This is a genomic window from Shewanella sp. 1311, assembly GCF_059338235.1.
Window position 1 is genome coordinate 3162746 of record NZ_CM181686.1, and the last position, 13383, is coordinate 3176128.

General features: G+C 47.1%; 13 protein-coding genes. 3 read left to right on the plus strand and 10 right to left on the minus strand.

Features of this window, described 5'->3' with window-relative positions; genetic code table 11:
* Positions 1 to 131: 131 nt before the first annotated feature.
* A protein-coding gene (locus tag AC5YB3_RS14270; protein WP_086010626.1) for an IS3-like element ISSba5 family transposase occupies positions 132 to 1309 on the minus strand; the annotation gives its coding sequence in 2 pieces (ribosomal slippage) (positions 132 to 1051 and positions 1051 to 1309; 1179 coding nt in all).
* 378 nt (positions 1310 to 1687) lie between these two features.
* Between AC5YB3_RS14270 and AC5YB3_RS14275 the strand changes: the two genes are divergently transcribed.
* Positions 1688 to 2338, plus strand: coding sequence for a DarT ssDNA thymidine ADP-ribosyltransferase family protein (locus AC5YB3_RS14275; RefSeq protein WP_494525564.1), 651 nt, complete (start codon positions 1688 to 1690; stop codon positions 2336 to 2338).
* Complete coding sequence (locus AC5YB3_RS14280) at positions 2331 to 3023, plus strand: DarT1-associated NADAR antitoxin family protein (protein WP_494525565.1); 693 nt, start codon at positions 2331 to 2333, stop codon at positions 3021 to 3023. The genes AC5YB3_RS14275 and AC5YB3_RS14280 overlap by 8 nt, the downstream gene beginning before the upstream one ends.
* 402 nt (positions 3024 to 3425) lie before the next feature.
* Here AC5YB3_RS14280 and AC5YB3_RS14285 read toward each other — a convergent pair whose 3' ends face one another.
* The 6 genes from AC5YB3_RS14285 to AC5YB3_RS14310 form a co-directional block, all read right to left on the minus strand.
* Positions 3426 to 3812, minus strand: coding sequence for a gamma-butyrobetaine hydroxylase family protein (locus AC5YB3_RS14285; protein WP_071938738.1), 387 nt, complete (start codon positions 3810 to 3812; stop codon positions 3426 to 3428).
* 206 nt (positions 3813 to 4018) lie between these two features.
* Positions 4019 to 5347, minus strand: coding sequence for an ATP-dependent protease ATPase subunit HslU (gene hslU / locus AC5YB3_RS14290; RefSeq protein WP_006083301.1), 1329 nt, complete (start codon positions 5345 to 5347; stop codon positions 4019 to 4021).
* A 19-nt stretch (positions 5348 to 5366) separates the two neighbouring features.
* The gene (hslV, locus tag AC5YB3_RS14295) at positions 5367 to 5891 is read right to left on the minus strand and encodes an ATP-dependent protease subunit HslV (RefSeq protein WP_006083300.1); all 525 of its coding nucleotides are present in this window, start codon (positions 5889 to 5891) and stop codon (positions 5367 to 5369) included.
* Between the two features lie 311 nt (positions 5892 to 6202).
* Positions 6203 to 6754, minus strand: a complete 552-nt coding sequence (locus tag AC5YB3_RS14300) for a dihydrofolate reductase family protein (RefSeq protein ID WP_494525566.1) — start codon at positions 6752 to 6754, stop codon at positions 6203 to 6205.
* Positions 6755 to 6769: 15 nt separating this feature from the next.
* A complete protein-coding gene (locus AC5YB3_RS14305; RefSeq protein WP_014620884.1) occupies positions 6770 to 7045 on the minus strand; it encodes a hypothetical protein in 276 nt (91 codons plus the stop codon).
* 414 nt (positions 7046 to 7459) lie between these two features.
* Positions 7460 to 8062: a response regulator transcription factor gene (locus tag AC5YB3_RS14310; RefSeq protein WP_494525567.1), complete on the minus strand. Its 603-nt coding sequence runs from the start codon at positions 8060 to 8062 to the stop codon at positions 7460 to 7462.
* Between the two features lie 214 nt (positions 8063 to 8276).
* On the opposite strand from AC5YB3_RS14310, the gene AC5YB3_RS14315 reads away from it, so the two are divergent.
* Positions 8277 to 10088 carry a sensor histidine kinase gene (locus AC5YB3_RS14315; protein ID WP_494525568.1) on the plus strand — a complete coding sequence of 604 codons (1812 nt, stop codon included), beginning with the start codon at positions 8277 to 8279 and terminating at the stop codon, positions 10086 to 10088.
* 35 nt (positions 10089 to 10123) lie between these two features.
* Here AC5YB3_RS14315 and AC5YB3_RS14320 read toward each other — a convergent pair whose 3' ends face one another.
* The 3 genes from AC5YB3_RS14320 to AC5YB3_RS14330 all read right to left on the minus strand — a co-directional run bounded on the left by AC5YB3_RS14320 (position 10124) and on the right by AC5YB3_RS14330 (position 13333).
* Positions 10124 to 10360, minus strand: coding sequence for a hypothetical protein (locus AC5YB3_RS14320; RefSeq protein ID WP_494525569.1), 237 nt, complete (start codon positions 10358 to 10360; stop codon positions 10124 to 10126).
* Positions 10361 to 10544: 184 nt separating this feature from the next.
* On the minus strand, positions 10545 to 11705 hold the full coding sequence (locus tag AC5YB3_RS14325; protein ID WP_494525570.1) for a putative sulfate/molybdate transporter: 1161 nt from the start codon (positions 11703 to 11705) through the stop codon (positions 10545 to 10547).
* 239 nt (positions 11706 to 11944) lie between these two features.
* A complete protein-coding gene (locus AC5YB3_RS14330; protein ID WP_220776303.1) occupies positions 11945 to 13333 on the minus strand; it encodes a tetrathionate reductase family octaheme c-type cytochrome in 1389 nt (462 codons plus the stop codon).
* Between the last annotated feature and the right edge of the window lie 50 nt (positions 13334 to 13383).

Below are 13383 nucleotides of genomic sequence, written 5' to 3' on the forward strand. Positions count from 1 at the left end.
AAGGAGGTTTATCTAAACTTGGTTTTATCGCTTTCAAAGCAAAGTCAAAGTCGTGGGGCTTCACCCCACACCCGACCAAGGAGGACTGCTCGTCCTATCCTCCTTGGATTCTCCATGACGCAGTGTAGTGGTCAAGTAAAATTGGCCACGGTTTTAGAGTCATTCCAATATAAACGTTCTGACTCATTTGGCGTTAACCCACCATTATATTGATGGGGTCTGGTCTCACTGTAATATCCAGTGATGTAATTTGTGATCTCTTTATCTGCTTCTGTAAAATTCCCATAACCACTGGCGGGTATCCACTCAGATTTCAAACTTCTAAAGAAACGCTCCATTGGTGCGTTATCCCAACAATTCCCGCGACGACTCATACTTTGCTCAATCTGAAGACGCCATATTAATTGTCTGAATTTCAAGCTCGTGTAATGTGAACCTTGATCGCTGTGATATATCACATTCTCAGGCTTACCCCTTAACTCAAATGCCATTTTCAAAGCTTTACAGGTCAGCTCACTATCTGGTGATAATGACAAAGCCCATCCAACAGGTTTGCGGGAAAATAAGTCTAAAACAACGGCTAGATAGGCCCAGCGATTACCGACCCAAACATACGTCACGTCGCCACACCACACTTGATCTGGTTGAGTTACTGCAAACTGTCGATTAAGCGTATTGGGGATTGCAACATGCTCTTGTGTCGCTTTCCGATAAGAATGCTTAGGCTGCTGACAGCTTAATAACCCAAGCTTTTTCATTAGATTACGGGCTCGATAACGACTGAGACCAATCCCTTTGTTAGTCACTAATTGCGCTATCGTTCGCGCACCGGCAGAGCCATGACTAATGCGATGTGCGGCCTTCACTTCACTGCATAAAATAGTAAAGTCTGCATCAATATGTTCTTTTCTTTTTAGCCAATACTTATAGCTACTTCGATGCACTTTGAATGCATTACAAATTGTGAGAATAGAGTGGCTCTGCTTGAGTGCGCTGATTAGCGTAAATTGTTCATCGAGTCTGACATCAAGAGAGCGGTAGCCTTTTTTAGGATAAGATTGTGCTCCTCAAGACGAGCTATTTGCTTCTTCAGCTCACGGATTTCAATTTGTTCAGGGGTAATCGGAGATGCTTTTGGTGTGCCACCCTGGCGTTCTAGTTTTAACTGTCTCACCCATTTATCCATAGTGGACTTACCTACGTTCATCGCCTTTGCAGCTTCGATGATACTATGGTTTTTATCGAGGACTAATTGGGCTGCTTCAAGTTTGAATTCAGCACTAAATGTTTTTCTGGTTGTCGATCTCATGTGTTCACCTAAAGTCATCTACGAGGTAATAATATCACCTCTATTTAGGTGGCCAATATTAGTGTGCCACTACACCCCTAGCGAAGTTACATGCATTAGTTACTGGCTTCGTGCTTATTCGAAAATCGCTAACGCTTCCGATGGGGCGTCCCTTCCCCCCGAAAGCTACGCAGACGTCCTGTCTGCGTCACGCGCTATCCTTTTAATAAAGAGTCTTCAACGCCCTTCAGCAACTTCGCAGGGGAGGTGAACTTCTGTAGTCTCGGTATAGGCTGTTAATGCCGTTCCTATCTTTCACTATTATCTTTTAACTTTTTGATTGTAAAGGTTTGATGTACTATCTTGCTAGCTTAAGATGCATGGTTGGAGCTTGTTGTTATGGATAGAGAAGAAGAGATTCGAAGGATACTTACCGAACGCGGGATTGATATTCTTTTGCATTTTACCCAATTAGACAATTTGCAGAGTATCTTAATGCATGGACTAAGGCCACGAGATGAATTGGACGAAACAGCTAGGTGTAATGATGAACATAGGTTAGATAGACATACTGATACTGTGTCTATGTCTGTCCATCACCCAAATGATGCTATGTTCTTTAAATACCGTAACAAGCTAAGAAGAGAAAATCCTCAAGGAGACTGGTGTGTTTTGGCTGTGACTGCGACGGTATTGTTGGAGCAAGATGCCTTATTTTGCCTGACGAACGCAGCTTCTAGTGTGATAACGCGTATGACTGAAGATGCGCTCCGCACACCAGCATCTTTTAGAGCAATGTTTGAACAGATTCCGGGGCATGCGTCTCGGGAAGACCAACACTTAAATTTAAATGATCCTACAGACGTACAGGGTGAAATACTTGTCAGAGGTACAATTCCCCCTGATAGAATATTTGGAATCGTTTTCACCTCTGAGGCGGCGCAAGCACAGTATCAAACTGTTGTTGGTAGCAGACAAACTAGGGTGCATGCTGAAAACCAGGTATACCTGTCTAGAAGAGATTATCAACGGATACATTACAATGGCTAAAAGACCCGTATTCATAGCTTTACATGATCGAGTAGGGGTTCGAGAAAGTCTTATTGATTTCAAGTGGCACTCAGGCTTTGCTGTCTCGCAGAAGCAAAAGTCAATTCAATCTCTTCATAGAGAGGCTATGCATCATGGTTACGAGAATCTTTTAGAAATATCTAGTAAATCAGAATGTGACCTTGGTGTGGCGTTAAGTGCTTTCAATCTGAAGATCACTACTAAAAAGCATAAAAGGACATTCACAGTAGAATCTGCGTTTCAAGGGAGTAAAGTTTTTGAGAGAGGTGGGCCGTACGTTGAACTTTTCTTACAAGACTCCCTATCAGCAAAGAGAGATATAAGACTGAAAGAATCTGGAAATTTAGTAAAATTCCAATTCTTTGGTATTGACTATCCAAACGAACCTAGAACCTTTTTCTATGATTGGTTGTACATAAATGCTCTTGTTCAAAATTCAGTTCTGAGCGAGCAAGTTAGAAGTTTTGATGGTTTTACAGATATTGAGTTTAACCCAGAAAAATCCATCAACTGCCAAGCACACTCTGTTGCTCTCTATCAAAGCTTGGTTGCCAATGGTGTTTTAGAAGAAGCTCTGAAGTCACCAAAAGATTTTTTAAAATTGACGAGAGAGCACTATACTAATCAAGCAAGAACCGTGACGGTACAGGATAAGATGTTCTAGTTTGTGGTTATGTGTAGTAACAGCAAAACTTGACTTATATGATCACTTCGGGGTTAGCCACTAAGTTTATCTAGACACCCATTGTTAAATTTTGCAATACCGATGACTCTCTTGGTATTTGCAGCCAACACGTAAGTTACAGAAGTTCACCTTCCCCTGCGAAGTTGCCGCGGAGCGTTGGAATAAATTGCGTGAGTCTTGCCATGCCGAGATAGCGTCAGTCGAATCAGGGACGAGCGTCTGACGCGATAGCATAAGAACGCTAGATGCCCAAGGGGCTTTCAACTCCGTTGGGGGCGTCTTGGAGCATCCAAGGAGGATAGGACGAGCAGTCCTCCTTGGTCGGGTGTGGGGTGAAGCCCCACGACTTTAATTCGAAATAGCGCCAGCCAACCTAATGCATTAGTTGTACTTTATATTCATTGCGATCAGCGGTTCGCGGGAGGCTTTTTCGGCGCGTAGGCGGGCGAGGTATTTTTCCCATAGATCCACTTGGTGGGTGGCGAGATCGTAGAGTACTTTCCACGAAAATAGGCCTGTGTCGTGGCCGTCATCGAAGACGATTTTTACTGCGTAGTTACCGACGGGTTCTATGGCACTGATGTTGACGTTTTTCTTGTGGGTGACCAGCTTTGGATTACCGTGACCATGCACTTCTGCCGAGGGCGAGTAGACTCTGAGCATCTCGCAGCTGAGTTGATATTGCTCACCATTGTCGAAACTGACTTCTAGAATGCGTGATTTACGTTTCAGTTTAATATCGGTGACATTCGGCGTTGCTGTGGTCATAGGTTGGCTACCAAGAAAATGCTAAGGATAGGATAACGACTCATTAAAATAACACCTGACTAATGTAACCGCTGGCGGCCAAGGATACAAAGGGTAAGCTAGGGTCGCCTAGCGTTTGGAGTCGACTTTTCGGTTGAGTCACACTTTTGCATTTGAGTCGCCGTTCACCGCCAAGTCGTTTGGGCTTGGCGGTGAGCGGGTTTGCACTAGAGGATAAAGCGGCTGAGATCTTCGTCTTGGACTAAGTTGTCTAAGTGGGCGCTGACATAGTCGGCGTCGATAACAAAGGCGGAGCCCGATTTTTCCGATGCCTCGTAGGAGATATCTTCCATCAGTTTTTCCATCACAGTGTGTAAACGACGGGCGCCGATGTTTTCGGTGCGTTCGTTCACTTGCCATGCGGCTTTTGCAATGCTGTCGATACCCGATTCGCTGAATTCAACTTTCACGCCTTCTGTGTTCATCAGTGCGATATATTGCTCGGTCAGCGAGGCGTGTGGCTCGGTCAGAATGCGTTTAAAATCATTGGCTGATAGTGCATCTAACTCAACACGGATCGGCAAACGACCCTGTAATTCAGGAATTAAATCCGACGGTTTCGACATCTGGAATGCGCCCGAGGCAATAAACAGAATGTGGTCGGTTTTAACCATGCCGTGTTTAGTGGTGACAGTGCAGCCTTCGATCAGCGGCAGTAAGTCACGTTGCACGCCTTCACGGGAAACGTCTGGGCCTGAGGTTTCGCCGCGCTTACAGATTTTATCGATTTCGTCGAGGAAAACTATGCCGTGTTGCTCAACCATTTCAATGGCTTGCTCTTTTAAATCTTCTTGATTAACCAGTTTGGCCGCTTCTTCTTCGATCAATAGCTTAAAGGCTTCTTTGATCTTCATCTTGCGACGTTTTGCCGGTGCTTGGCCCATGTTTTTAAATAGGCTTTGCAGCTGGTTGGTCATTTCTTCCATGCCAGGAGGCGACATGATTTCGACGCCGACCTGTGGTTGTGCCACATCGATATCGATTTCTTTATCGTCTAATTGGCCTTCGCGCAGCTTCTTGCGGAACACTTGGCGGGTATTTGAGCTGGAATCGGTTTCTGTGCTTTCCCAGTCGTTTTTCGGCTTAGGCAACAGGGCATCGAGAATGCGCTCTTCGGCATTTTCTTCGGCGCGTTGGCGGCACTTACCCATTTGCTGTTCACGGGTCAGCTTGATGGCGATATCGGTCAAGTCGCGGATGATTTGCTCGACTTCTTTACCGACATAACCCACTTCAGTGTATTTAGTGGCTTCGACCTTGATAAAAGGCGCGTTGGCAAGCTTGGCTAAACGGCGGGCAATTTCAGTTTTACCTACGCCAGTAGGGCCAATCATCAGGATGTTTTTTGGGGTGACTTCTTGACGGAAATCCACGTCCAGTTGCATCCGGCGCCAGCGATTACGCAGGGCGACAGCAACAGAACGTTTGGCCTTTTGTTGGCCAATAATGTGTGCATCCAGCTCGTGGACAATCTCACGGGGGGTCATTTCAGACATAATATTCCTCACGGGCTGTTTAGTAATTGAGTTCTTCAATCGTTTTGAATTGATTGGTGAATACGCAGATATCCGCGGCAATGGTCAGGGATTTTTCAGCGATTTCTAAGGCAGACAGCTCGGTATTTTGCAATAACGCAAGGGCCGCCGCTTGGGCATAGTTGCCGCCTGAACCAATGGCGACTAAGTCGTGTTCTGGCTGAACGACATCACCGTTACCTGTAATGATCAGCGAGGTTTCGGCATCTGCCACGACGAGCAGGGCTTCGAGTTTGCGCAGCATACGGTCGGTACGCCAATCTTTGGCTAGCTCAACGGCCGAGCGCAATAAGTGGCCTTGGTGCATTTCGAGTTTGGCTTCGAAACGCTCGAATAGGGTGAAAGCATCGGCGGTGCCGCCTGCAAAACCTGCCAGTACCTTGTTGTGATATAAGCGACGCACTTTTTTGGCGTTACCTTTCATTACGGTATTGCCTAGGGAGACTTGGCCATCGCCGGCGATGACAACTTGATTATTACGGCGTACTGATACGATAGTGGTCACAATGAATCCTCTTCTCTGGCCCGCAATGACAAATCATGCGGTGGATGATGGAGTAGATATGGGGATAGATGACAATAATTCAAGTTATAGCGAGAAAAGCCAAAGGAGTTTGCGATCTTTCGCGCACCTTTGGCTGCAAAAATAAGCGCTTACTGCGGAAGGGGTGAACGGCTGATTTAGCTTCGGCCATTATAGGCAGCATATTGAACAGTTTAAATTATGGTGATATTGACGCTTTGAGCTATAAAACGAAGGGTAAAATGACAAGTCATTGCCTTACCCTTCAATGTCATCGGCCGCAGGTAAACGACTTATAAAGCGGTTTCGTCTATGACGCAGTAGCGGGTTTGTACGTAGCCATTGTCATATTGCTGCGTGTGGATTGGCATTAATTGAATCGCTTGAGCTAAGTCGCCAAAGAGGGGAATACCTTTACCCAGTAAAGTGGGGATGCGAGTGAGCGTGAGTTCCTGAATTAGCCCTGCCGCTAAAAAGCCTTGGATTGTTTGGCCGCCATCGATATAGAGATGCTTAAAGCCATGGGTTTTAAGTTGCTCGCTAATGCTTGCTGCATCGCCATTTAGCACTTGCACGTGCTCACTTAACGCCGACGGTACTGTTACACCGCTGCGACTTAATACAAACACTGGGATATTCATATAGGGCCAATCACAATCGAAGGAGAGGACTTTCTCAAAGCTTTTACGTCCCATTACAATCGCATCGACAGTGCCGATAAAGGCATGATAACCAAAGTCTTCATCGGGATTAGTACTGGGATGCTGATTTAAAAAGTCGATATCCCCATCGGGAGTGGCGATATAGCCGTCGAGGGTCGCGGCAATAAAAATGGAGGCTTTCATTCATCTTCCTTAATGCTATTTTCGAGCGTGTTTCTCTAATGATTCTTTCAGTGCTTGTTGTTGAGCTAGGCAGTCCTGTTTTGCTTTGCCCGACATATCGTTACACGTTTGACCTTTATCTGGGCCTTCTAATATGGCGGCTGCAACATAAACTGCGGCGTCGGCTGCATTGCATTCTTGTTTGCTGTAGGGGGAATTTGTATCACATTTTGAATTAAGCGGCCCAACGCAGCCACTCATGCATGTCAAGGCTAAGGTGCTAAAACTGAGTAATATTAAAGGTTTGAACATTCGCTCTTCCATGATTCTTATTATTTGAGATGGTTGGGAAGTATATAACTGCTTTGCAGACGGAGCTAGAACTGGATCGTTCCATTTCCACTTTGGTTGTTATCTCGGAGTAAGGCATTCGCGGGTGGGATAAAAAATCCCCGAGGGCATAGTTACCCTCGGGTGGAGGTTCAAAAAGCAGTGGATTTCTTGAGCGCCTGCGGGGCACAAAGGAAGGAACCTATGGCGCGATTGTGCGGGCTGATACGATATTTAACAAAGCCAAATGCACAAACTGCGACAGCTTGTCGCAGGCAGGATGAAAACTGTGTAGTTACGGTATCTTGAATGGTCTGGGTAAAAAGGGTTTAACGGTTAAATCCTTATGCGTGGCGAGAAGGCGTCGCGATTGTTTAGCGACTATGGGTCATTGGCTTATAAAACAGAATGTAGATTGCCTAAGTGTTGCACTAGCTCTGCCATATTATTCACTTCGAGTTTTTTCATGATTTTTGCGCGGTGTACTTCAATCGTGCGCAGGGATAAAAACATGGCTTCCGAGATTTGCTTATTGGTCATGCCTTGGATCACATGGGCTAACACTTGCTGTTCGCGCTCGGTCAGTTGGTCAAACTTATGTTGCAGACTTTGCTGCTCGAAGGCCGCCTGGCTTTCACGCTGTGCTTTTTCTATCGCTTGTACTAATGCCTTGCCGGACACAGGTTTTTGAAAAAAGTCGCAGGCTCCCTTACGAAAGGCGCTCAGCGCCATAGGTAAGTCGCCGTGGCCAGTGAGAAAGATGACGCCAAGCGGACTGTGGGTTTCGAGCAGTTTTTGCTGCACTTCTTGGCCGGTGATCTCCGGCATTCGGCTATCTAAAATCACGCAGCCTGCTTGCGATAATGCACAGTGCGCAAGGAAGTCGCGGCCGCTGTTGAAGGTTTGCACTTGGTAGCCAAATTGCCCGAGCATAAAACCCAGCGAATCCAGAATCGCTTCATCGTCATCGACTAAATACAGCGGCAATTTTGTAAACATGGATTTCCTTATGGGCATGTGGGTGCGGGATCGCCATATCAGCTTAAGCCGCGTCTGTGCTTGGCTCAATTTTAAGCCTAGGTCTTGGGAGGTGCATCACTAAATTAGCCGATTATCTTAGGGTAGAAACCAGAGTTTGGCGGCATTTCACAGCTTGATTTTTATCTGCGAGTTAAAGTCGTTTAATAGCATATAAGGCAAGGTAATAGCGGTGATGACGACGGGCTCTTGGTGTAAAGCGGTAGTGATGGGATTATGCCTAAGTGTCATTGTGCTCAGTCAGTCCTATGCCGATGACGTGCCGGAGGTGAACCACTTTAGAGTCGGAGTGTTGGCCAACCACGGTGTGTTACAGGCCAAGCAGCGTTGGCAACCTATGATGGATTACCTGACTGAACAAGTGCCCAATAGCCATTTTGAAGTGGTGCCCGTCGACTTTAATGGTATGCGTAGTCAGTTACTCGGCCATGATTTGCAGTTTATCGTCACCAACCCTGGGCAATATCTACATCTAAGCAATAACTTCCCGCTGTCTTGGCTCGCGACGATGAAGAGCCGCAAGCATCAGGGCAGCACTTTTACCATAGGCGCGACTATTATTGTCCGCGCCGATAGCCCTATCCGCACTCTGCAGGATTTGCGCGGGCGCAATGTGGTCGCCAGTGATCCGCAGGCATTAGGCGGGTATCAGGCGGCCATGGGGTTACTTCATAAAATGGGCTTTTTACCCGAACAGTTTTTTGGGCAAGTGCGCTTTCTCGGTTTTCCATTGGAGCCGCTTGTCTATCAAGTCCGTGACGGCAGCGCCGATGCCGCCATCGCGCCTTTTTGCACCTTAGAGGAAATGATCGCAACGGGTCTTGTTAATCAGGCCGATTATCGGGTGATCCACCCGACTAAACCGGCAGGATATGATTGTGAGGTGAGCACTCAGTTATACCCCAACTGGTCATTCGCCGCGGCGGATACGGTTGCCCCTAAGCTGACGATGGCGATCACCCGCGCCTTATTTGATTTACCCGCCGACCATGTCGCTGCCATTACCGCCGATACCTTGGGCTGGACGGCGCCAGTCAGCCAGTTGAAAGTGATTGAGTTATTTAAGGAATTACAACTGCAAGGTGCGTCGCCGCCACTCTATCAAACTGTATACAAATGGATGGCGAAAAATAAAGAGTGGGGCGGTGTGCTGCTATTAATCTTCATTATTTCGACTATTTATCACCTCTGGCTCGAATATAAGTTTCGCCAGAAAAGCGAGTTCTTACTCAATACTGAGCGGCAATTAAAGGATAAGGCATTGCAGCTTGAGCGATTGCAAAGCGCGGCAATTCTGGGGGAAATTGGCGCTGGCCTTGCCCATGAACTCAATCAACCCATAGCTGCCATTACCCAATACAGCGAAGGCGCCATGCTGCAACTGGAAAGGCTTGGGCAAGATAATCCCGAACTTTATGATGTGCTTGGGAAAATTAATGCGCAGTCGATTCGCGCGGGTGCGGTTGTGCACCGTATTCGCGGTTTACTCAAGCGGCGTCAGGCCAAGACTGAGCCTTTAGATATCGTGCTGGTGGTGAAGGAGGCGTTAGCTTTACTGCGGCGCGAGTTAGATCGGGCTAATGTGCAAGTGAATGTGCGAGTGCAGGGCGAGCCCTTTGAGCTGATGGGGGATAGCGTTGGCTTAAGTCAAATGTGGGTCAATCTTGTGAAAAATAGTTTAGATGCGCTAGAGACCTGCGGCGATAACCGCGTGCGGCAGTTATGGATCGATATCTATTTTCAACCGCATGAAATCAAAGTATTAGTGATTGATAATGGCGAAGGGTTACAAGGGCAGGCGAGTGAGTTAATGGCATCTTTTGCCTCAACCAAAGATGCGGGCTTAGGCCTAGGTTTAGCTATCTGCAAGGATGTGGTCAGTCGCCATCATGGCAGCATTCAAATCGAAAACTGCCAGCAATCCACGCAAGCCTTATTGCCGTGGCAACAGGGTTGTTTGGTGACAGTGGTCTTACCTAAAGGCTAATGTGTATAGTTCCACTTAGCTGCAGATCAATTGCATTAGGGCAGTGGATAGTCTTGGGCGAATTGACCGAGTTTTTCCACTAAAAACGCTATGGTGCGCCGTATCTTATGGCTAGGGTAATCGGTTTGTAGAGATACCAATTGCAGTGGGATCGGCGGTGCGATTTTATCGGTTAACACTAGGTTGAGTCTGCATTCGGTCACATCCTGCGCCACATCGATCCAAGCACGGATCTGACTGCGACCGATATCTGAAGGCGAGGCGCACTTCACCCTTGTGTTCGGCTAAATTGGCGCTGGCGCAGAAGCAGAAGGATACGGCGCTCAATCCTGCAAGAACCTTTTAGCCAGTTACTCGCGTTGATGACAGTTTGAAGTGGTTTTAATCTTTAACAAAAAGCGCGTAATTAAACGCGCTTTTGTATTTTTAACCCTTATAACAGCGGGTTGGAAGCGATTAACGCATGGCCAACATGGCCCAAGTTCGGCGACCTTGCTCCAGAATGATCCCCACTGCGAGCCCTGCTGCGGCATTGATGGCAAGGCAAGTGACGGCTGTGGATAAAATCACAAAGATACAGAAGGGCTTGCCATCGATTAAGCGTTTCGACCACGCCAGTTGCAGCCCAGCAGTGGTCAGTAAACTGCCGAGGATTGCCATAGGAATAAGGCTTAGTAGCCAAGCGATATGACTGCCCCAGCACAGCGCGATCACTAAACAGGTACTACCAAAAATTAACGGCGCCAGATAAGTGCGGGCGCCAAAATGGTATTGCACCGCAAGCCCACCCGCACCGTGGCACATGGCCGAGGCGCCAAAGGGCGCGAGCAGTAAGTTGGCAAGACCTGAGCTAATAGCGAAGTTTTTGGGTGTGAGTTTGGCGGCATCTTCAGGGAATTTCTCCTGCGCCATTACAGAAGTGGCAATGACCGCATTGGTTAAGGTTAATGCCAGTTGTGGCAAAACCAACAAAAGGGCGGCAGAGGTCCACTCAACAGATGTCGGCCAAGTCAATTGAAACGGCGCTGTCATGGTTTGGATATCAAGATTAGTGGCTAAATCCGTTTGAGTACTTGCCTGCCAAATCATCCCAGCCGCTATGACTAAGGGCATGGCAAGGTAGCGCAGCGGCAAAAATTTACTGATAAAAAGCAATACAAAAGCCCCGACGCCAATTAACCAAAACTCACTCATCATCTTAGTGCCCATCCACATCAGTTGCAGACCGATAGCGAGTTGAATGCCCACACTTACAGCTTGGGATAACTGTTTGGCCAGCCAAGTGATGGCGCCGCTAAAGGCCAGAATTAACAGGATAATGCCCATCAACATGGCGCTTGCCTGCAACATACCTGGCGTCAAGCCTTGGGCGATTATCAGTGCGGCGATGACTTTCATCGGTTGTACGGGAATAGGGCGACGGTAAAACAGCGCGCTTAAGATAGCGAATAGCCCAAAGCCTAGGAAAATTCCTTGGGGTGAAAATTGATTGAGGGCAATTAGCCCCAACACCAAAGGCAAAAAAGTGCCTAAGTCGGCAAAGGCACCACTGGTTTCACCGAGTAAACGGTTGAATGAAAGATGGGATACTGTTTGGGATATTTTGCCCGAGGTCATACTGATTGCCGTAATTGAACACGCTATGACTACGCAAAATAAATGCCATAAAAATCAGATGATTTGGCGGATAGACAGAGTCAAACTACCGTGAAGCGTCACCCAGTGAGACAAACTGGGGCAAGGCTGAGAAATGGATGAGTCTAAATGTCTGCGTTTGTGCCAGAGTGGCAACATCATAAAAAAGAGATCTTAGTGAAGCACTAAGATCTCAATGGGTATTGCAGGGAATGGCTTAATTAAGGCTGTTTATGTTTTGGTCCTTGTTTATTCTTCATTGGGTCACCTTGATAACCTAGGGCTTGCCAATCGAGTCTTGAGCCTTTGTTATGGCAGTCGTTGCAATTTAAGGCCTGTGCTTTAGGTGACACCATATGGTTGATACGCCACCACATTTCCGTTTCAGCAAAGCCATATTCGCCACTGTATTTCAGGCCTTTTTCTACCATAGTCGGGTTGGCTTCCATTCCGAGTTTGGCAGCTAAGCTCCAATCGAAATCGCTCCAGTAACCGCCTTTGCCATAGACTTTAGCGGTCACAAAGATATTGAGTTTTTTGTCGTAAATCTGCTTACCAGTGTGAACTTTAAAGGGATAAATTTTCGCTTTTGCATCATTGATATCGCCTATGGGGTAGGTGAGTTTTGTGATGGCATTCGGGTCCATTTTGTCGCCAGTCATGTACGCATTGGCTGTACCGTTATACCAAGCGTATTGGGGTTTAACCATTTTCTCCCAGACAAAATTGCCTTTTTTCTTCTGGTAGGTGTGTTTGCCGTATTGGTCAACGGCTTCTGGTTTATCCTCGCCTGCGGTTGACCAATCCCAACGCATTTTGGTGGGTTCATTCTTAGCAAAGTAAGGGATATGGCAGGTTTGACAGGCAACCGTTGCCGTATGAGTGTTGAGCTTCTTATTGCTGTGCGGTGCGCTGTCGTGGCAGTTTTCACAACCAATATGGTCTATACCACCGGGAGATACGCCCATCGCATTGCCCGATATCTGATGTTTTTCAGTGGTATGGCAGTTCTGACATTGAAAGTCATTACCGTCGCTATCCATGTGCACATCGGTCGCTTTGTCTGGGTAAGACATGGAAGAGTCAAGATCGCCATGTTTCACCGCATCGCCACCTCCGCCATAGAAGTGGCAACTGCCGCAGTTGTCGCGAACTGGCTTACCGACATTTTGGGCGATTTTAGCTAAGTCGAGTTTTGCCATTGGCTCGCCCGCGCCTGCAGGATCTTTTACATAAGTTCCAGTCGTATCGTGGCAGACAAGGCAATCGACTTTAGTTTTATCTTTAAAATCAAAGTCGTTATCTTTCCAGCCGTAGCCCGCATGGCAGCTGGTACAGCGAGGTTCGTTGCCTGAAATTGAGGTGCAGAAGTTATTGATACTGTTCTTTTTGCCCCTAAGTACGGTTCTGTCGGGCAGCTTTTGTTCTAACTCCCAAGTCCAGTGGGAGGTTTTCATAACGTCTGTGGCTTGGTCTTCATGGCACACTAAACATTGTGCCGTGACTTGCGTACCCGTCGCAAAGGGGCCCTCGAGCACCTCTTTATGGGGATTAGCGGCATAGGTATTTAATGTCATACCCGCCAAGGCAATAAGTAAGAGTCTTCTCATTTTTTACTCCCACCCTCGGCTTGACCGAGGGCTGATAGCTGTTATTTATG

Bases quoted from the DNA above. Each gene is read 5' to 3' on its own strand.
- AC5YB3_RS14280 (WP_494525565.1), top strand. From the start codon at position 2,331: ATGGCTAAAAGACCCGTATTCATAGCTTTACATGATCGAGTAGGGGTT.
- hslU (WP_006083301.1), bottom strand. From the start codon at position 5,347: ATGTCTGAAATGACCCCCCGTGAGATTGTCCACGAGCTGGATGCACAC.
- AC5YB3_RS14315 (WP_494525568.1), top strand. From the start codon at position 8,277: ATGACGACGGGCTCTTGGTGTAAAGCGGTAGTGATGGGATTATGCCTA.
- AC5YB3_RS14285 (WP_071938738.1), bottom strand. From the start codon at position 3,812: ATGACCACAGCAACGCCGAATGTCACCGATATTAAACTGAAACGTAAA.
- AC5YB3_RS14275 (WP_494525564.1), top strand. From the start codon at position 1,688: ATGGATAGAGAAGAAGAGATTCGAAGGATACTTACCGAACGCGGGATT.
- AC5YB3_RS14300 (WP_494525566.1), bottom strand. From the start codon at position 6,754: ATGAAAGCCTCCATTTTTATTGCCGCGACCCTCGACGGCTATATCGCC.
- AC5YB3_RS14305 (WP_014620884.1), bottom strand. From the start codon at position 7,045: ATGTTCAAACCTTTAATATTACTCAGTTTTAGCACCTTAGCCTTGACA.
- AC5YB3_RS14310 (WP_494525567.1), bottom strand. From the start codon at position 8,062: ATGTTTACAAAATTGCCGCTGTATTTAGTCGATGACGATGAAGCGATT.
- AC5YB3_RS14325 (WP_494525570.1), bottom strand. From the start codon at position 11,705: ATGACCTCGGGCAAAATATCCCAAACAGTATCCCATCTTTCATTCAAC.
- AC5YB3_RS14330 (WP_220776303.1), bottom strand. From the start codon at position 13,333: ATGAGAAGACTCTTACTTATTGCCTTGGCGGGTATGACATTAAATACC.